The organism is Methylophaga sp. UBA2689, from assembly GCA_002354555.1.
Taxonomy (GTDB): domain Bacteria; phylum Pseudomonadota; class Gammaproteobacteria; order Nitrosococcales; family Methylophagaceae; genus Methylophaga.
The window spans coordinates 1,653-19,295 of sequence record DELT01000101.1; the positions used below are offsets into that span (position 1 = coordinate 1,653).

General features: G+C 44.6%; 19 protein-coding genes. 14 read left to right on the top strand and 5 right to left on the bottom strand.

Going from position 1 to position 17,643, the window contains the following annotated elements; genetic code table 11:
* The first annotated feature begins 381 nt into the window (after nucleotides 1-381).
* The 4 genes from B3M51_RS12710 (at nucleotide 382) to B3M51_RS12725 (ending at nucleotide 4,319) form a co-directional block, all read left to right on the top strand.
* Nucleotides 382-1,413, top strand: a complete 1,032-nt coding sequence (locus B3M51_RS12710; protein WP_292759689.1) for a DUF2157 domain-containing protein — start codon at nucleotides 382-384, stop codon at nucleotides 1,411-1,413.
* Between the two features lie 127 nt (nucleotides 1,414-1,540).
* The gene (gene hslO / locus B3M51_RS12715; RefSeq protein WP_292479726.1) at nucleotides 1,541-2,437 is read left to right on the top strand and encodes an Hsp33 family molecular chaperone HslO; all 897 of its coding nucleotides are present in this window, start codon (nucleotides 1,541-1,543) and stop codon (nucleotides 2,435-2,437) included.
* A gap of 12 nt (nucleotides 2,438-2,449) precedes the next feature.
* Nucleotides 2,450-3,721, top strand: a complete 1,272-nt coding sequence (locus B3M51_RS12720; protein ID WP_292759690.1) for an NAD(P)/FAD-dependent oxidoreductase — start codon at nucleotides 2,450-2,452, stop codon at nucleotides 3,719-3,721.
* 46 nt (nucleotides 3,722-3,767) lie between these two features.
* Nucleotides 3,768-4,319 (top strand): hypothetical protein, encoded by a 552-nt coding sequence (locus B3M51_RS12725; protein ID WP_292759692.1) that lies wholly within the window; start codon nucleotides 3,768-3,770, stop codon nucleotides 4,317-4,319.
* A gap of 65 nt (nucleotides 4,320-4,384) precedes the next feature.
* Here B3M51_RS12725 and B3M51_RS12730 read toward each other — a convergent pair whose 3' ends face one another.
* On the bottom strand, nucleotides 4,385-5,284 hold the full coding sequence (locus tag B3M51_RS12730; RefSeq protein ID WP_292479722.1) for a mechanosensitive ion channel family protein: 900 nt from the start codon (nucleotides 5,282-5,284) through the stop codon (nucleotides 4,385-4,387).
* A 208-nt stretch (nucleotides 5,285-5,492) separates the two neighbouring features.
* Between B3M51_RS12730 and B3M51_RS12735 the strand changes: the two genes are divergently transcribed.
* A complete protein-coding gene (locus B3M51_RS12735) occupies nucleotides 5,493-5,897 on the top strand; it encodes a phosphate-starvation-inducible PsiE family protein (RefSeq protein WP_292479720.1) in 405 nt (134 codons plus the stop codon).
* 8 nt (nucleotides 5,898-5,905) lie between these two features.
* Here B3M51_RS12735 and B3M51_RS12740 read toward each other — a convergent pair whose 3' ends face one another.
* From B3M51_RS12740 to B3M51_RS12750, 3 genes are read right to left on the bottom strand one after another with little or no spacing between them, the layout of a single operon-like run.
* Nucleotides 5,906-6,241 carry a DUF3325 domain-containing protein gene (locus B3M51_RS12740; RefSeq protein ID WP_292479718.1) on the bottom strand — a complete coding sequence of 112 codons (336 nt, stop codon included), beginning with the start codon at nucleotides 6,239-6,241 and terminating at the stop codon, nucleotides 5,906-5,908.
* Nucleotides 6,234-7,934 carry a PepSY-associated TM helix domain-containing protein gene (locus B3M51_RS12745; protein WP_292759695.1) on the bottom strand — a complete coding sequence of 567 codons (1,701 nt, stop codon included), beginning with the start codon at nucleotides 7,932-7,934 and terminating at the stop codon, nucleotides 6,234-6,236. The genes B3M51_RS12740 and B3M51_RS12745 overlap by 8 nt, the downstream gene beginning before the upstream one ends.
* Nucleotides 7,935-7,937: 3 nt before the next feature.
* A complete protein-coding gene (locus tag B3M51_RS12750; RefSeq protein WP_292759697.1) occupies nucleotides 7,938-8,243 on the bottom strand; it encodes an iron uptake protein in 306 nt (101 codons plus the stop codon).
* A 463-nt stretch (nucleotides 8,244-8,706) separates the two neighbouring features.
* Here B3M51_RS12750 and wrbA point away from each other — a divergent pair, with 463 nt between their 5' ends.
* The 5 genes from wrbA to B3M51_RS12775 all read left to right on the top strand — a co-directional run bounded on the left by wrbA (nucleotide 8,707) and on the right by B3M51_RS12775 (nucleotide 12,268).
* Nucleotides 8,707-9,309: an NAD(P)H:quinone oxidoreductase gene (gene wrbA / locus B3M51_RS12755; protein WP_292759698.1), complete on the top strand. Its 603-nt coding sequence runs from the start codon at nucleotides 8,707-8,709 to the stop codon at nucleotides 9,307-9,309.
* Nucleotides 9,310-9,568: 259 nt separating this feature from the next.
* Nucleotides 9,569-10,069 (top strand): GFA family protein, encoded by a 501-nt coding sequence (locus B3M51_RS12760; protein WP_292759700.1) that lies wholly within the window; start codon nucleotides 9,569-9,571, stop codon nucleotides 10,067-10,069.
* Between the two features lie 118 nt (nucleotides 10,070-10,187).
* A complete protein-coding gene (locus tag B3M51_RS12765; RefSeq protein ID WP_292759702.1) occupies nucleotides 10,188-11,120 on the top strand; it encodes an aldo/keto reductase in 933 nt (310 codons plus the stop codon).
* Nucleotides 11,117-11,788 carry a DUF6064 family protein gene (locus B3M51_RS12770; RefSeq protein ID WP_292759703.1) on the top strand — a complete coding sequence of 224 codons (672 nt, stop codon included), beginning with the start codon at nucleotides 11,117-11,119 and terminating at the stop codon, nucleotides 11,786-11,788. Before B3M51_RS12765 ends, B3M51_RS12770 begins: the two co-directional genes overlap by 4 nt.
* A gap of 18 nt (nucleotides 11,789-11,806) precedes the next feature.
* Nucleotides 11,807-12,268 carry a GNAT family N-acetyltransferase gene (locus tag B3M51_RS12775; RefSeq protein WP_292759705.1) on the top strand — a complete coding sequence of 154 codons (462 nt, stop codon included), beginning with the start codon at nucleotides 11,807-11,809 and terminating at the stop codon, nucleotides 12,266-12,268.
* A 190-nt stretch (nucleotides 12,269-12,458) separates the two neighbouring features.
* On the opposite strand, the gene B3M51_RS12780 is transcribed toward B3M51_RS12775, so the two are convergent.
* The gene (locus B3M51_RS12780) at nucleotides 12,459-13,184 is read right to left on the bottom strand and encodes a PRC-barrel domain-containing protein (RefSeq protein WP_292759707.1); all 726 of its coding nucleotides are present in this window, start codon (nucleotides 13,182-13,184) and stop codon (nucleotides 12,459-12,461) included.
* 242 nt (nucleotides 13,185-13,426) lie between these two features.
* Between B3M51_RS12780 and trhA the strand changes: the two genes are divergently transcribed.
* The 4 genes from trhA (at nucleotide 13,427) to B3M51_RS12800 (ending at nucleotide 17,618) form a co-directional block, all read left to right on the top strand.
* On the top strand, nucleotides 13,427-14,083 hold the full coding sequence (gene trhA / locus B3M51_RS12785) for a PAQR family membrane homeostasis protein TrhA (protein ID WP_292759709.1): 657 nt from the start codon (nucleotides 13,427-13,429) through the stop codon (nucleotides 14,081-14,083).
* 225 nt (nucleotides 14,084-14,308) lie between these two features.
* A complete protein-coding gene (locus B3M51_RS12790) occupies nucleotides 14,309-16,039 on the top strand; it encodes a DUF4153 domain-containing protein (RefSeq protein ID WP_292759711.1) in 1,731 nt (576 codons plus the stop codon).
* Nucleotides 16,040-16,279: 240 nt separating this feature from the next.
* Nucleotides 16,280-17,182: a lipid kinase gene (locus B3M51_RS12795; RefSeq protein ID WP_292759713.1), complete on the top strand. Its 903-nt coding sequence runs from the start codon at nucleotides 16,280-16,282 to the stop codon at nucleotides 17,180-17,182.
* A 1-nt stretch (nucleotide 17,183) separates the two neighbouring features.
* A complete protein-coding gene (locus tag B3M51_RS12800) occupies nucleotides 17,184-17,618 on the top strand; it encodes a hypothetical protein (protein ID WP_292479694.1) in 435 nt (144 codons plus the stop codon).
* The last annotated feature ends 25 nt before the right edge of the window (nucleotides 17,619-17,643 follow it).

Consider the following 17,643-nt stretch of genomic DNA (forward strand, 5'->3'; position numbering starts at 1 on the left):
GCTAAACTGAAAGACGAACAGAACGATGAACAGTTCAGTGACTGGACATCCATTATCTTCGATCAGGCTTTATTGGCTGAAGGCGGACAACTGGAAGATCCGGCCAGCTTCGTCAAAAAACTAAACGCGATGTTATTACAACGCGCCTAAACGGAAATCAGCCCATTACTCGGTTTGTAAGAGTAATGGGCTTTTTTACCCTGACTGCTTAAACTTAAATCCTAATCTTCGGTTCTACAGAATATTTGCTCATGGAAGGTTGGATTAAAGCATTAAACCCAACAATCCAAGCTTTTTTTAATCACACTTGCCAAAACCCCACATCCGAATCACAATCTAATTCCTCGAAAAGTACCCTAACCATCGCGAGGGACAGTGCTGATGAATATCACTAAAAAACAGCTTGATTCAGCTGTGAAGCAAGAGCTTATCTCCCGGGAACAGGCGGAAAAGCTATTCGTTTTTTTCAAATCCCAACCTTCGACTGGCCCCAGCTTTGACTTTACCCATGTGCTTTATTACATGGGCGGTCTGATTGCCATTGGTGCAATGACCTTGTTTATGACTCTGGGCTGGGAAAGCTTCGGTGGTTGGGGGATCTTTTTTATCAGTCTGGCGTATGCCGGTGTTGGGTTGAAGCTGGCGAATCATTTTCAAGTGAAAGGCTATGGTATTCCTGCCGGGATTTGTGCGACCTTTGTGGTGGCACTGACGCCTTTGGCAATTTACGGTCTGCAGCAGGCACTAGGCTGGTGGCCTGATGATAGTGTCTATCGTGATTATCATCGTTATATTCAGTGGAACTGGCTATATATGGAGCTCGGTACATTATTAGTAGGGGCGATTATTCTCTACCGCTACCGATATCCATTTTTACTGATGCCGATTGCGGTGACGCTGTGGTATTTGTCAATGGATATTGCGGCAATGCTCGTCGGTGGTTATGCCAACTTTGAGTTACGGGCATTGGTATCGATGTATTTTGGTTTGGCGATCACACTGTTTGCGTTCTGGGTGGATATGCGTGGCTACAAATCAGGTGATTATGCGTTCTGGTTATATTTGTTTGGTGTGATCGCTTTCTGGGGCGGCATGACCATGCAATACTCCGACAGTGAACTGGCGAAATTCATCTATTTCACCATCAATTTATTGATGATTGGTGGTGGTGTGGTGATTTCTCGCCGTGTATTTGTAGTATTTGGTGCACTTGGCTCGGCGGGGTATCTCGGTCATCTGGCTAATGTGGTTTTCAAAGACAGTTTGCTATTTCCAGTTGCACTGACGGCGATCGGTTTAGGGCTGATTTATCTGGGTGTTTTGTGGCAGAAACATGAACAACAAATCAGCAAGAATATTCAGTCGCATTTACCAGCTGCTCTGAGGGAGTTTTTAGTCGCCCGAAGTCGCTGATAGTTTATGTCTTGATCTTCTGAGGGTTAAACCCCACTTGTAATCAGATACGTTAAAATGTTGCTATCATTCGGCAGCTTCATTTTCCATATAACCACCCGCTATAGATGCAGTTTGAGGATTCATCATGCAAGACGACGCCATTCAGGCAGATCATTTACAACGTTTCATCTTTGATAATGCCGCCATCCGTGGTGAATGGGTGCAACTTAAAAAAACCTGGCAAACAGTTAAAGTTCAACGGGAATATCCACCAGCAGTGGCTGGCTTGTTGGGAGAAATGCTGGCAGCGGCTGCACTATTGGCTGAAACAGTCAAAATGTCCGGTCGATTGGTATTGCAATGTCGTTCCGATGGTCCGGTATCGTTATTAATGGTTGAATGCACCAGTGATCACACTCTCCGTGGTTTAGCGAACTGGGAGGGGGAAATTGCAGATGATGCCACGATGCAGCAAATGCTCGGCGACGGTAATCTGGCGATTACCATTGAAAATGTTGAAGCCAAACAACCTTATCAGGGTATTGTCAGCGTCCAGGGCGAGTCAATTGCCGAAATGCTGGAAATGTACTTTGCGCAATCTGAGCAATTAAAAACCCGTATCTGGTTATCTACCGATGACCAGACTGCCGGTGGTTTGATGCTGCAACAATTACCTGATCAGGATCCGGAGCAGCATGATGAAAACTGGACGAGAATTAATTTTCTGGCCGATACCGTAACCTACGAAGAACTGCTGAACCTGGATGCAGTCTCTTTGTTATATCGATTATTTAACGAAGAAATGGTACGACTATTGAGCACAACTGTATTGGAATTTGCCTGTACCTGTTCTCGCCAGCGAGTGGCTGATACCATCAAGTTATTGGGACGGCAGGAAGCAGAAGATATTATTGCCGAACGAGGCTTTGTTGAGTTGGCCTGTGAGTTCTGCAATACCCATTATCAATTCGATCCAGTGGATGTGGCAGGCTTGTTCAGTGACCCGCTTAACATTCAGAATGACTCGGATACGCTGCATTAATTCAGGATAGGTATGGCACATATTGTCATTATCGGAGCAAGTACCGGCGGTTTACCCGCTGCTTATGAATGCCGTGCAGCTCTCGATAAAACACACCATATCAGCGTAGTTTCCAATACGCCGATATTTCACTTTGTACCCAGCAACCCCTGGGTCGCTGTTGGTTGGCGGAAACGTGAAGATATCAGCTTTAAACTGGCCTCGGTTTTATCCAGCAAAAATATTGATTTTTATGATTCAGGTGTTGCCAAAATCAAACCGGCTACCAATCAGGTTTTGTTGGGTGATAACACCATTCTTAATTACGATTTTCTGATTGTGGCAACCGGGGCCAAGCTGGCATTTGATGAAATCGAAGGCTTTGGTCCGCATGCTCATACCCACTCTATCTGCACCGTTGATCATGCTGAAGACAGCTACCAGGCCTGGCGTGAGTTTCTGAAAAATCCTGGCCCGATTGTGGTGGGTGCTGTTCAGGGTGCTTCCTGTTTCGGTCCTGCCTATGAATTTGCTTTCATCATGAATCGGGCATTACGTAAGGCCAAAGTCCGAGATCGGGTACCAATGACGTTTGTCACTCCTGAACCGTATATCGGCCATATGGGGTTAGGCGGCGTAGGTGATTCAAAAGGGCTGTTCGAGTCCGAGTTTCGCAAAAACGATATCAAGTGGATCACCAATGCCCGTGTTAAGTCCATCGAAAAGGGCAAGATGCTGGTTGAGCAGGTGGACGATAATGCCGAGACGATTAAAACCCATCAACTGACATTTGATTACAGTATGTTGATTCCAGCGTTTAAAGGGGTTGATTGTCTAGCTAATCTGAATGAAGAACTGGTCAATCCGCGAGGCTTTCTTAAGGTCGATGAATTCCAGCGTAATCCTGCTTACCCGAATATTTATGGTGTGGGTGTCTGTATTGCGATTCCACCAGTTGAAGCAACTGCTTTACCCGTTGGTGTCCCAAAAACCGGTTATATGATTGAAAGCATGGCCAAGGCAGCGGTGGCCAATATTCAAGCCACTATCGAAGATCGTCCCATTAAAACCCGTGCCAGTTTAAATGCTGTCTGTCTGGCAGATATGGGCCACACGGGCGCTGCTTTTGTCGCCTTACCACAAATTCCCCCACGCAATCTTGCCTGGATGAATAAGGGGCATTGGGTTCAATGGGCGAAAATTGCCTTTGAAAAATACTTTCTGTTCCGTATGAAACGTGGCCTGCCAGAGTCTTTCTACGAACGCTGTCTGCTACGTTGTTTTGGGATCAGCAAAATTAAATAATGTTATGAAAGCAACTTCGATCAGAATATGGTGGCTGATCTTATTCATGCCAATCATGCTGATGTTAAACGGTTGCTCTGGTCGAATTATCCCGCCTCAAACTCCAGAAACCCCACGGGTGGTATTTGTGCTCGATCACGGATACCACTCGAGTTTAATCATCGAAGATAAACAAGGGGATATGACACGTTATTCCTACGGCGACTGGCAGTATTATGCCGAAGGGAATAACGGCATCTGGTCCGGTCTACGGGCCTTGTTTATTCCCACTCAAGCAGGATTAGGTCGTAAACAACTCTCTGGGCCCGCATCCATAGAGAATGTTCATAATCAAATAACCGTTGTTATCGCAAATACCATTTCAATTGAAGCAGAAGCCAAAGCGGTAGATGATTTACAGTTAAAGCTTGAAAAAATTTATCGACAGAATCAAGGACAACAAATTTATCACGGGACATTTGATCTTTATTTTGTACCCTATCCAAAACCCTACAGTTTCTGGCATAACTCCAATCATATGCTGGGTCACTGGCTAAGTGAGCTGGGTAATGATATTGATGGCTGGCCATTATTCTCAAACTGGCAGATCCAACCCTGAAAGAGTTCGTAAAATATTGTTTCAAAAATATCAAAAAACTTTTGGTTTCGAGTGAACAGTAAATTTTATTTTTCGATCGATACAGCCAGTTTGCCAGAGCGAATATGCAAATCTCGTTGAGGAAAGGGAATTTCGATATTTTTAGCACGGAGTTGTGTTTCAATTTCCCATAAAAATAAAGCTTTGGTTCGAGCCGGCCGACTCATTAACTCATTTCCGACCCATATCACTAATTCAAAATTCAGACTGCTGTCACCAAACTCGGTTAACCACACCTCAGCAAGTTTGCCCGGATCTCCTGTAATCGCTCCAGGGACATGTGACGCTGCCTCTAGCGCGGCTTCACGAACCATATCTTTATCAACACCATAAGCCACACCAAAAGGCACATGGATTCTGCGGAGTTTTTCGCTGAAACTCCAGTTGGTGACCTGTCCGTTAATAAACTCTGAATTCGGTACCAGAATATCGATATTATCGCGCGTAGTGATACGGGTATAACGCAGGCCGATTTCCTGAACAATACCGGTAGTGGCGTTGGCTATCTCGATAAAGTCACCGACTTTCAGCGATTTTTCCAGTATGAGGATAATGCCGGAAATAAAATTGCTGACAATATTCTGCAGACCAAAGCCAATGCCGACGCCTATTGCACCACCGATAAAAGCCAGACCGGTCAGATTAAACCCGATATAAGATAAGCCAACTAATGTGGCACTGATCCAGATGAAGTAACGAAACAGTCTGCTGATGAGATAAAAAGTAGAATCATCGATATGTCGATAGGACTTACCCAGCGTCATGCGTTGCAAGATTTTCTCCACCTTGGCTGACGCCCACCACGCCACAAAGACAATTAATACAAAACCAAGCATATTCGAAATGGTGATACCGGAATCCGATCCCATTATTGGCGTTGTCATCCAACGAATAAAAATCTCCCAGTAATAATCAAATTCATTCATAAAGCAATTTCTCAAGTGATGTGGCTTTCATTCTGTTTCAATCACTTTCTTATGTCGAGGCCAATGATTTAACTTAGCTGTCCATGACGGTAAATTTTGACCCACAGTCCCGGCAGATTGGTAATTTTCGGAATAACAGACAATAAGCTTTACAAATTTGACTGCTAAGCTACTATCCGCTTTTTAAAATTTATTGAGATAGTCTTGCATGTCAGAAAAAATTAAAACGGTGGTGAATCAAGGATTGGCAATTGCTCAGGATATCGGGCTGATCATTGTTGCCATCGCCACGCTGGTGGCCGTGGGAATTGAAATAAATTTTATGTTTGAAAACGGTACCGTCTTACTGACCGATTTATTGCTGCTGTTTATCTATCTGGAAGTGTTGACCATGGTCGCGGTCTATTACAAGTCGGGTGAGTTACCCATCAAGTTTCCGTTATATATCGCGATTGTAGCGCTGGCACGTTACCTGATTCTGGATATGAAAAACATTGATACCTGGCGTATTCTGGGGATCACCGTAGCGATTCTATTGTTAGGCTTATCCATCATTGTGATTCATTACTGCAAATCAAATCTGTTTGAGAAAAATGCCAGAGATGAGGACTAATCGCGTTCTTAGTTAAGTTCTGTACGATTAAATAACCAGACTAGCGGTTTAAGCCAATGCTGACGCCAGGTAAGGATGGTCGCAATACCTTTAGCAGCTAGACTTAATAGCATTACCCAGACTAAAACCGCCATTGAGGGATGATCGGCAGCAAGACACAAAAGCAAAGCCACCACCAGACTGGAATAACCCAAAATACGGAGACTAAGTTGCTCTGATCGTGAAGGGAGACTGGTTTCGATTCCTGTAACCTGCCGCCAATGATTCGGTAGCGTGAGTGAAAGTGACGCCATTCCCAACATAGTGGCAAAAATGGCAGCTACCCAACAAACGATCTCAACCACGGCTAGCCTCCAGATTTTGTGCAGAAAATTCAATGGCCTTATTCACGGCAACATTTTCACGTTTTTTCAGATATCTGGCGGCATAAATTGCAATAGCACTGCTGACCAGCAAACTTAAATCCACCCCGGCTACCGGCCAGTAATGAAATGCAGTTTTCAATAAATGATCACCGGTGGTAATCCAGTTCAAAATCACCGCAGCAACGGCCAGCACGGCAAATAAAATGCTCTGTTCACGCCAAGCAGGTGAAATACGCATATGACGAACGGCAGAGCTGCGCCAGAAAGCATGCAATAACATCACACTCCAGCTTCCCCAGAACACCACCTGTTCCCAGTATCCTTTACCCACCATTTCGGCCGGTAGTAACCGGTTAGCCACTAACATACTCACTGTGGCCACTAACATGCCAGTCACGGTCGTTACCGCTAAAGCATCAACCACCTGGCTGCCAGAGCTACCTTGCAGCGTATGCTGACGTTTACGTTTTTCAACAAAGAAGATAAAACCGGTGGCAATGCAGATGGCGCCAACCAGACCACCAAATACATACAACCACCGTAACAGCCAATGTTCAAAATGCTGTAAATGCAGACCGGTTAGAAATTCTTCAACTTCTGCAATGGCGGAGCGGGGTGGTTCTTCACGGATTAATTCGCCCGTAGTGCCGCTGAAATGCATGCCTTCACCAACTAACGCAACCCGATCACTGCCTGCCCGGTAAATACTCACATAACTATTAGCATCATCAAGGTGATTAATCTGCAGGAAGCCAACTTCACCTGGCATATCCTTCTCAGCCCAACGTTGTTTGGCCTTGGCAACCATCGCATCAATTGAAGCCATCTCAGCAGGAACGCCGGCACGATCATGTGGCAGACCGGTTTCATTGGCCTCAACCATCTCATGATATTTATGTAATGGTTCGAGTTGGGTATGTGTCACCGGGAAAAAGAAGAAACTGGCAAAAATCAGTAAGCCAGTAAAGGTAAAGAAGAAATGAAACGGCAACGCCACCATGCCAGTAAGGTTATGTAAATCCAGTACGCTGCGTTGGGTTTGTTTGTTGGGGCGGAAAGTAAAGAACTCACGAAACCGTTTACGGTGAATAACCACGCCACTGACCAGGGCAGCCATCATGATAAATGCAGCGATACCGACGATATAAATCCCAATTCGATTCCAGTTCAAGTTCAAGCTGAAATGCATCGGATAGAAAAATTTACTACCGATTTTTAACTGATCATCAGGCAGGGCTTTGCCGGTACGTGGATCAATAGTGATATTGCCATGAATATGATTATGACCTTCAGGATCCAAAGGTTGTGGCACCCGAAAACCAACACCCATAATTAATACTGGATCACGGTGCGTGGTGTAGGCCCAGAACTCATCAGCAGGTAATTCGGTGCGAGGTGTCATTGGCCCCTGACTTAAATCATGCAACAGCGGCATGTTGGTGTTGTAGTCTTCTTCATTAGGTTCAACCGAACGCAGAATTGGTAACAACATCTCATCAAATGATGGCATTACCTGAGGTTCAAAGCGGGTTTCCGGAATCGACCAGCGATCAATCTCGCGATCAAAAACCGACAGGCTTCCAAAAAAGAAGACCACCATCAGAATAAAACCTAAGGTCATACCAAACCACGTATGCAGCCAAGCCATTGCCTGTCGAAAGCTACTGAACATGGATTAAATTCCTTGTAAAAATGACTGTTGCACAACACTGGCCAGTAGGGTCATTGCTACACCACCGCCAAACAGGATCAGCCACAACCAGATTAATTTATCGGTGGCCATGCCCCACAAAAATAAACTTAAATAGACCAGCAAACCTAGCATCAGCATGCCCATTTCGACATCATGAAATTCGACGCCAAGCGGAATTAATCCAGCAATGGTGATGGCAATCAAACCCCAGGTGAACAGATAGCCACCCACCAGACTGGCAAAAATTCGGCTGGCAATAGGCCAGGCAGGAGATGAAAAATTCGGCATGAAATCTGACCTGTCTGAAAAAACAACATTGCCCCGAGGAAATGCAAAAAACCGGGTGGCAAATGACGTTTGATGCTAAATGATAATAATTAAGATTTACATTGTATAGCGATTATTGGTGTAATTCAAAGTAGAAAATGTTTATGCAAAATAGTCCCTGCCAAGCGGGCGCCACTATGAAATATCAACAGCCCCTAAAGTTGTGTGGCCTCACAAAATCAGTTCAGCAATCAAGAGTTCTAAAACTAATTGCTGCTCGTTTGACGACTTGATTCTTTTCAAATAGCCTTTTTATCAGTAGGGCAAAAACAGTCTCTAAAACACATTAAGCCTTATCTTGTTAGAAAATAATTTTGCAAGTAGCTGAGAACTAAAACCTTTTCTTTAATTATTATGGGGATTAAAGCCTCATGAACCATCGGTTAGAACTTACTGCAATATCACCTCAATCAGGAGATGCAAAATGACAAAAATTCTTGTTCTTTACTACAGCATGTATGGTCACACCGAAACCATGGCAAAAGCCGTGGCTGAGGGCGCACGTAGCGTCGAGGGCACTGAAGTTACGCTCAAACGTGTGCCGGAAATAATCCCGGAAGAAAAGGCGCGCGATGCGGGGGTTAAACTCGATCAATCGGCGCCAGTTGCCTCAACAGACGAACTGGCTGATTATGATGCCATTATATTCGGGACACCTACACGCTTTGGCAATATGTGCGCGCAGATGCGTAACTTTCTTGACCAAACTGGCGGACTTTGGGCTAACGGAAAGTTAATAGGCAAAGTAGGCAGCGTATTCACCTCCACCGGCACTCAACATGGTGGGCAGGAAACTACCATTACCTCGTTTCACACCACTCTGCTGCATCACGGCATGATCATTGTGGGCGTTCCTTATTCCTGCAAGGGCATAACCAAAATGAATGAAATTACCGGTGGCTCACCTTACGGGTCGAGCACGCTTGCTGATAGTGATGGAAGTCGAGAACCATCGGAGAATGAAATAGATATTGCACGGTTCCAGGGCGCCCATGTTGCCGAAGTTGCTAAGAAACAATCGGCTTAACGATAGCCAATTGAATCGTAATGATTGGAAAAGGATTGAGGATTAATTACTCAACCTCAATTAAAACATGGGGATCTTCTGGCTTTTAATGTCGCTCGGCAAGCAAATCTTTCAAATGCTTGTCGTAGCGTCATAACCAGAAATATGTCGTGAATCGATTTCACAGATAAAAAGCTATGCAGCTAATCATTCGGCCGTATCACCCACTTTATTCGTTAATATAAAGTTGGCTGATGCCGTGAATATCTGGAGGTAGAGAATGCATCTTAAAGGTTCATGTCATTGCGGTAGCGTTCACTTCACCGTCGACTCCTTACACCTTTATCCATTCAATCGATGTTATTGCTCAATATGTCGGAAGACCGCAGGTAGTGGTGGCTATGCGATTAATCTGGGCGGAGATAACACAACCCTGAAAGTGCAGGGTAAGCAATATATCAGTGTGTATCAGGCAATAATAAGCAATGCCGAAACCGGAGAACAAGAGGAGAGCCCGGCACAGAGAAATTTTTGCCAAAAATGTGGAAGCGCTCTATGGCTGTGGGATCCGCGATGGCCGGATCTGGTGCACCCATTTGCGTCTGCAATTGATACTGATTTGCCAGTGCCTCCAGAGCGCACGCATATGATGATTGGTTCAAAAGCGAGTTGGGTTGAAGTTCAGACGGATGCAAACGATAAAGTATTTGACGTTTATCCCAATGAATCGCTTGCAGAGTGGCATCAGCGATTGGGGCTAGAAAAAAGAGAAAAGCATTAGTGGCTGAACTTCGCGCCAAACGGTCTGCCTTTTGTTAATGATATAAAGCTCGAATTGTCTCGATTGGCTTGCTCATACCGACAATTTGCCATTTCAAAGAACCCAAGGAACGCTAACGATGAACAATCGTTTCACCCGTCGGAAGAGTCTCAAGTTGATTGGTGCGGGGCTGGCCGCGACCTTACTGCCTTCTATGCCGATCTTTGCGGCAAGCAATGAACTGCTCCACAAAACTTATTCAGGTGATAAAAAGCTGCCGGTTATCGGCATGGGAACCTGGCGCACATTTAATGTTGGTTCTGATCCAAAACTGCTTGATGCCCGAACCGAAGTGGTCGAGACATTTTTCGCACTGGGTGGTGGGTTGATTGACTCCTCGCCCATGTATGGTTCTGCACCGGATGTCATGGGCTATGCTTTGCAAAAACTGGGTCTTCCCGACAGTCTGTTTTCAGCAGAAAAAGTCTGGAGTCCTGCCGGTGGTTCCGCCAGTGAGCAGGTTGCCAATCTACAAGATCGATGGAACGTCGAGCAGTTCGATTTAGTACAAGTGCATAATCTGACAGACTGGCGTGAACATCTTGCAGCCCTGAGAGAAATGAAAGCCGAAGGCAAAATTCGCCATATCGGTATCACCACTTCTCATGGTCGTCGCCATCAGGAGTTCGAACAGATCATGACTTCGGAAGATATCGACTTTATTCAGCTGACCTACAATATTACCCATCGTGAAGCAGAAAACCGGCTACTGCCACTGGCACAAGAAAAGGGTATCGCGGTCATTGCTAATCGTCCCTATGATGGGGGTAGTCTGATTAAAGGTGTGAAGCGCCGCGACGAACCTCTGCCGGAATGGGCCAAGGCAGAATGTGGTTGTACTACCTGGGCAGATTTTCTGTTGAAATTTATCGTCAGTCATCCGGCCCTTACCTGTGCTATTCCAGCCACCACCAAAATCGAGCATCTGCGTGAAAATATGCATGCAGGGTTTAGTCCAATGCCGTCAGCCAGCACCCGCCAAAAGATGGCAAACTATTTCGAGTCATTATGAGCGGCTGGACCAGCTATACACTGCAGGATTTTATTCCCTTTACTGCCGATATCTATTTCCGCCTGCTTGAACGCATAGGCGAAACCTTCTGGCCGTTGCATTTATTAACTATGGCATTGGGCGTGCTAGTCATTTGGTTGGCACTCAAAAATCATGTCCGGCTTGCCAGTCTAGTTCTTGCAATTATCTGGGCCTTTGTTGCCTACATATTTTTTATCCAACGTTATGCCGAACTCAACTGGGCGGGTGGCTATATTGGATACTTCTTTTTCATTCAATCATTGCTGTTGCTATTAATAGCGCTGGCCGGAGTTAATCTCAACAGCAGGCCACGCAAAACATCTGCTTCAGCTATTGGCGTTGCCATCGCACTTGCCGGTCTGATTGGTTTGCCGTTTATTGCACCGATCACGGGTGGTTCCTGGTACCAGGCTGAAGTGTTTGGCATTCATGCCGATCCCACAGTCATGACGACATTGGGTCTGGCATTGATCATGTTCAGAGGATGGGTTTTGTGGCTTATTACTATTATTCCAGCACTCTGGCTGCTGATTTCGGGGCTAACCTTATGGGTGCTTGATGCCCCTCAAGCTATAGTACTGTTTGTTGTAGTTGCAATAGGATTGATCGGCTTGATCTGGAAAAGTATTGAAGATCAGTTCATCTAAACAGGAATAGTAATGAACATGAAGCTTGAGTTTAAGTGGTCTCGATTGGAATCGTTTACAGCGCTTGAGCTTTACCAGATCATCAAGGCGCGCGAATCTGTTTTTGTTGTCGAGCAGCACTGTCCTTATCAGGAAACCGATGAGTTGGATCTGCACGCATGGCATCTTTCTGCCTTGGTAAATGGTGAACTGGCTGCTTATGCCAGAGTCGTTGATCCGGGAATCAAAAACAGTAAGCCATCGATTGGCCGAGTGATGACCCTGAAAAAATTCAGGGGACAAAAAATTGGCCGTGCACTGATGGAAGAAGCCATAAAATTCACCGGGCAAAAGTACCCGGGGAAAGACATCAAAATCTCAGCACAGGTTTATCTGCAAAAATTCTATGAGTCATTGGGTTTCCATACTGCTGGGGAACCGTATGATGAAGATGGTATTCCCCATATAGACATGATTAAGTTGGCAAGTGATTTAATGTAAAAGGTTTTTCTTTCCCATGACTCAGAATGGCTAACCAATTAAATGACAAAAGGAATATCACTCTTTAATGAGATAGAAAGCTGGATTACCGAACACCTTATCTAAAAAAAGCCCGGTGAAACAGGTGTTTCACCGGGCAAATTATGATTATCCGTTGGCATAGAGGAAAAAAAGCCAATCAGATTATCAATTATTGACGTAGTGCAGTACTCACTGCAGCATCGCCTTCCAATTCAATGTAATCCTCTGAACCGTAATCATTCATCTCTTTAAGCTGCGCCTGTGTTGCTTTAACGTGCAATTCATCGTTTGTTCGAGTGAATTTTTCCAGCGGTATCAGAATGGTTTTTCCACCTACACCGAGCAAACTACCGACAGTTACAACGGCATGAATGTTTTGGTTATTAGGGCTCATAACGATTTTTTCAACACCACCAACATCTTCTCCATCACTGGTGATGATTTCCATGCCATTCAATTCATTGGCTGACATATCGTATAGTCCACCTCTGTTAGCTGGTGATCCTGCACTGGTTGAGCCGTAGGGTTTTTCATCCATTGGTTCTTGCATCTCAATATCTCTTTCGCTGTCCATTTGCGTATTACCGATTTCTTCTTCCTCTTCCTCTTCTTCAATCACGTTATTCTGATGATCGGTTAAGGGACGATCCGCCTCTTCTGGAATAGATTTATTTCCAGCGGCGGGTTTTTCAGCATCAATGGATTGGTTAAACTCATCTTCTTGATTTGGCATTGCTGGATGCTTTGAAGATGAGTCTGGCTGCTGCATTTCGCCTTTACTAGGGCTTTCAGCTTCCTCGACCATTTTGGTGGAATCATCAGCTGCAAAGGCCGCGGTAGTAAACATCGCGGTAAGGGCACTGGCTATTAAGGTTTTGCGAAAAATAGAATTCATAAAAGTACTCCTAATCGCACTATGCGCATTTCCATCTTCATCTCAATCCGACGGATTGACATCAGACATGCCATAGCGGGTGATGAGTATTGGTCATGGCATGAACACTGTCTGTACGTTGTCGAACTAAGCGATTTTTAGGAGTGGGGTTGGGTAACAATGATCTATGTGATCACCTAAAATTATTCCGGTAATGTTGAAATCAGATAATGAATATCAAACAGCTGAGATGAGGAGGGCGTATGCGAGCATCGCCTACCACCTACAAGCGGGAGCAGACCGGCGGGGAAGAGATTGCCAACTCCATTAGTCATGCAATAGGCCTTATCCTGGCCTTAATTGGAACGCCTTTTTTGATCGCGCATGCGTACCGCCATGCTGAAACGGCTTTTGTGGTTGGGGTAAGTATATTTTGTGCGACGATGATCATTCTTTATCTGGGGTCCACGCTATATCACGCATTACCTGTGGGTAAAGCGAAGCGTATTTTTCGACGGATTGAACATTCGGCAATCTATCTGTTGATCGCCGGCACTTATACGCCTTTTACCTTTGGGGTCTTAAAAGGCATCTGGGGCTGGACACTATTTGGTATTGTCTGGGGACTGGCATTTTTTGGCATCGCCCTCAAGATATTCCAAAAACAACATCATCTTATTCTCTCAACGGTGCTTTATTTATTGATGGGATGGGTGATCGTGATTGCCATCAATCCATTAATGGCAAACCTACCCACTGAAGGCTTGCTCTGGTTACTGGCCGGTGGCTTGTCCTATACCGTTGGTGTGGCATTTTTTGCCACTGATTCAAAACTGAAATATGGTCACTTTATCTGGCATTTATTTGTTATAGGCGGCACCACATGTCATTTTTTTGCCGTGTATTGGTACGCCGCTTAGCCAGCGTAAATGGTTAATGTTTGAGTTATAAACTTGGTTTAGTTGTTAAGGGCGATGTCTTTCCCTGTGAAGATGCTTAACTCATCACTACGCTTTTTTAACTTTTAGGGTGAGATCAACTCAAATATTTTTTACTCAATTTGACTATCATGTTCCAGAAAATTTGGATTCTGACGTGGTAAAACTCTTAATTAAACCTAAAAGAGACTAAGGACAGCTTTCCCTATGGAATTGAATCAACAGGATAGAACCACGCAATTACCATCAAAACTGATGATTCTGATATCACTATTACAGGGACTCGGTTTACTGTATTTGCATCAAGCCATTGAACTTCATTACTGGCCGCACGGCCAGCCAGAGTGGTTATTCGCTTTCTATAGCGTGATGTTTATTTGGCCGATTATGCTATTGCTTGGGCTCGATCAGCACAATGGGAGGGCAATGGTCAAAGTTACCTTGCCATTCGCGCTGCTCAGCGGCCTGCTGGGGTATTACGTCGGCCATCAGGTCACGCCCATCGAACATATTCGCTTTAATGCACTGCTGTTCAGCTTTGTGCTGACGATGGCCATCGCAACTTTTAAAGCGTTAATGTACAGCCAACAGTGGGCCAGAGGCGAACGCGTTACTTATAGCGCGTTGTTTCTCTGGTCATGGCGTAATTTCCTTACGTTGTCATTGGCACTGCTTTTTGCCGGCAGCTTTTGGCTGTTGCTGATGTTGTGGGCCGCACTGTTCAAAGCTATCAATATCGATTTCTTCAATGACCTGTTTGAGCAACGCTGGTTTTATTACCCTGCTATTGCACTTGCGAATGGCTTCGGCATTATCATTTTTCGCAAACTCACTCATATTATCGATACCATTACTCGGCTTCAGCAGGCGTTGATTAAATTTCTGCTTCTGCTGCTGTCGCTGGTCTCACTGCTATTTCTTGGTGCTTTACCTTTTACCGGTCTCGAACCACTATGGGAAAGTGGGGGGAGCAGTCTTATTTTATGGATGCAGGCGCTGATTTTGTTTTTCGTCAATGCCGTGTATCAGGATGAGCCGGACAACTGGCCTTACTCGGTGTGGCTACACCGCTTTATTTATATCAGTATCGCGATACTGCCTGTTTACAGTCTGATCAGCTTCTATGGTCTGAGCCTGCGTATTGATCAGTACGGTTGGAGTCTCAGTCGGTTTTGGGCTTATCTGATCTGGTTTTTACTGGCATTGTTCGCTATCGGCTATGTATGGGGTATTGCCAAATACCGGGATAGTTGGACACATCAGCTCAGTCGGACGAATGTTGCCATTGGTCTGGTCGTATTGCTTGTAATGCTATCGGTGAACTCTCCACTGCTGGATTTCAGAAAAATGGTCGTGGCCGATCAATTGCAACGACTGGCCGACAACAAAGTCACTGTTGAAGACTTCGATCTTAGCTATTTTCGTCGCCACCTGGCGCGTCCAGGTTATGAGGGATTACAAACCCTCAAAGCACAATATGGTGAAACCCATCCAGGTCTGCTGATAAGAATCAACGCTCTGTACGCCGACAGCAACAATGAACAACCCAGCTCCACCCGCGATGAATTTATCGCCGCCATCACTCTGTTATCTGATAATCCGCCCGAGGCGTTGCTGACGGCTATTTATAAACAAGAGACAAAAAATCACTGGAACATCCAGCAGACACAGCAATATTTTTTACAGGCGCTGGATCTGGATAAAGATGGAGACCAAGAATATCTTTGGATTGAAAAAAAACATGAACACACAGTAATAAAACTATTTTTCCAGCAGCATCAACAATGGAAATCGTCTTATCTTGGAAGCTTTCGTAAAGATAAGGATAACCTTGACCTGTTTTATCAGGCTTTAATAGCGGGTGAAATTAAAGTGGTGCCATCACGCTGGAATGATGTGATTATTGGTGGCCAACGATTCAGGGCGGGATTGGAGTAGAGGAGAATTGCTTTATCTTACAAAAGGCGCTCCTCGTGACTTGATTGACGCTTTATCAGGTCAGATTAAAGGCGGAGATGAGAGATAAACACCTCCTACATTCTCAAGGCGGCATCTAGATTTTGCGACCCCGTTTGGTACATCGGGTATCTTGATTAGGGTTAACGACCTGATCGTATTAAATACTTATAGTCCTCTTGAAGTTGACTAATAAAGCTACCTTAACAGGGGAATAAATACTTGCAGCACGCATTGTTAATTATTAATCCGCATAGCCGCAATGGGCAAGCTGATGCGTTGGAAGAAGCTGTACGATTCATGGAAGTCTCAGGCATCGAAGTATCTGTTTGTGAGTCTGAAAGCGAAGCCCATTTAGTTTCGCTAATTGAAGAATATGATCGTGAAGACGGAATCGTTATTATTGGCGGTGGTGATGGAACCATTAGTTCAGCTTTAGAAGCGTTACATACAAGTCAGCGCACTTTGGCAATTTTCCCTATGGGAACGGCCAATGATTTTGCACGATCTATTGGTGTCCCAGAGCCTCTGTTAGCGGCAGCCCAGGTTATCGTAGATGGAAAACGCGAGCAGATTAGTTTAGCTAAGATTAATAACGAACATTTTTTTATCAATGTGGCGCATGTAGGCTTAGGTGTTGATGTCACACGTGAACTTACCTCTGACAGTAAAAAGTTCTTTGGCGTGTTTGCTTATCTTGGTGCATTTTTTAAAGCGATAAAACGTAATAAAAGCTTTAAAGTACACATTAAAACAGATGATTGGCAAATCTCCACAAGGGCGATTCATCTTGCGATAGGCAATGGTCGGTTTTATGGTGGTGGCAATATCGTTGATCAACGATCAACGTTGCTTGATGGAAAGCTAAATTTGTTTTTCATCAAGCCACAACGCTGGTGGCAACTTTTGTTGCTCGGACCTAAATTACGAATCGGTGCTATGGACACTACCGACCGCATCGTTCGTAAAGCGTCTGATAAATTCAGTATTCAGACCTCTAGACCCAAATCGGTAGAAGCTGATGGTGAATTTAAAACAACAACGCCTGTAGAATTTGAAGTCATCCCTAAAGCCATCGAAGCCATTGTTGGTGATATTCCAACATCAACCTCAGGAACCGTTTGATATGTCGATAATACGCACTGATGAGCAGGCCGATGCTCAGGAAATTTTAAAATTAATCATAGAAACAACCGACTTTTACCGCGCAATGGGTGAGATATTAACGGAAGAAAATATTCATCATCAGCTTTTTGAAATTGCCAATGAACGGGAAGGCTATATAGAGCCGTTTCAAAAATTAGTCAAAGAGCTGGACGAATTTCCTGATTCACCGGATTCCGATAAAGAACTGGTTGATGAGTTGAGAGGTAAAATTACCAAGTTACTCTCAGCGGATTTAAAAAATGCTATTTTTGATAAATGTCTAAAAAAAGATGAATTGCTGGCTGAGGCAGTCAATAATACGGAACTAAGTGAGCAATCGACGGAATTCAAAAGATTACTGGATTCGCTGTATGACCATCTCGCTAACACCAAAAAACGCTTATCAAATAACTAAGTGACAGCTTCAGAAAAACACCATT

Coding starts and splice junctions, on each gene's coding strand:
- B3M51_RS12725 (WP_292759692.1), top strand. CDS start 3,768: ATGCCAATCATGCTGATGTTAAACGGTTGCTCTGGTCGAATTATCCCG.
- B3M51_RS12760 (WP_292759700.1), top strand. CDS start 9,569: ATGCATCTTAAAGGTTCATGTCATTGCGGTAGCGTTCACTTCACCGTC.
- B3M51_RS12765 (WP_292759702.1), top strand. CDS start 10,188: ATGAACAATCGTTTCACCCGTCGGAAGAGTCTCAAGTTGATTGGTGCG.
- B3M51_RS12790 (WP_292759711.1), top strand. CDS start 14,309: ATGGAATTGAATCAACAGGATAGAACCACGCAATTACCATCAAAACTG.
- B3M51_RS12745 (WP_292759695.1), bottom strand. CDS start 7,934: ATGTTCAGTAGCTTTCGACAGGCAATGGCTTGGCTGCATACGTGGTTT.
- B3M51_RS12720 (WP_292759690.1), top strand. CDS start 2,450: ATGGCACATATTGTCATTATCGGAGCAAGTACCGGCGGTTTACCCGCT.
- B3M51_RS12730 (WP_292479722.1), bottom strand. CDS start 5,284: ATGAATGAATTTGATTATTACTGGGAGATTTTTATTCGTTGGATGACA.
- B3M51_RS12775 (WP_292759705.1), top strand. CDS start 11,807: ATGAAGCTTGAGTTTAAGTGGTCTCGATTGGAATCGTTTACAGCGCTT.
- hslO (WP_292479726.1), top strand. CDS start 1,541: ATGCAAGACGACGCCATTCAGGCAGATCATTTACAACGTTTCATCTTT.
- B3M51_RS12710 (WP_292759689.1), top strand. CDS start 382: ATGAATATCACTAAAAAACAGCTTGATTCAGCTGTGAAGCAAGAGCTT.
- wrbA (WP_292759698.1), top strand. CDS start 8,707: ATGACAAAAATTCTTGTTCTTTACTACAGCATGTATGGTCACACCGAA.
- trhA (WP_292759709.1), top strand. CDS start 13,427: ATGCGAGCATCGCCTACCACCTACAAGCGGGAGCAGACCGGCGGGGAA.
- B3M51_RS12770 (WP_292759703.1), top strand. CDS start 11,117: ATGAGCGGCTGGACCAGCTATACACTGCAGGATTTTATTCCCTTTACT.
- B3M51_RS12750 (WP_292759697.1), bottom strand. CDS start 8,243: ATGCCGAATTTTTCATCTCCTGCCTGGCCTATTGCCAGCCGAATTTTT.
- B3M51_RS12800 (WP_292479694.1), top strand. CDS start 17,184: ATGTCGATAATACGCACTGATGAGCAGGCCGATGCTCAGGAAATTTTA.
- B3M51_RS12780 (WP_292759707.1), bottom strand. CDS start 13,184: ATGAATTCTATTTTTCGCAAAACCTTAATAGCCAGTGCCCTTACCGCG.
- B3M51_RS12735 (WP_292479720.1), top strand. CDS start 5,493: ATGTCAGAAAAAATTAAAACGGTGGTGAATCAAGGATTGGCAATTGCT.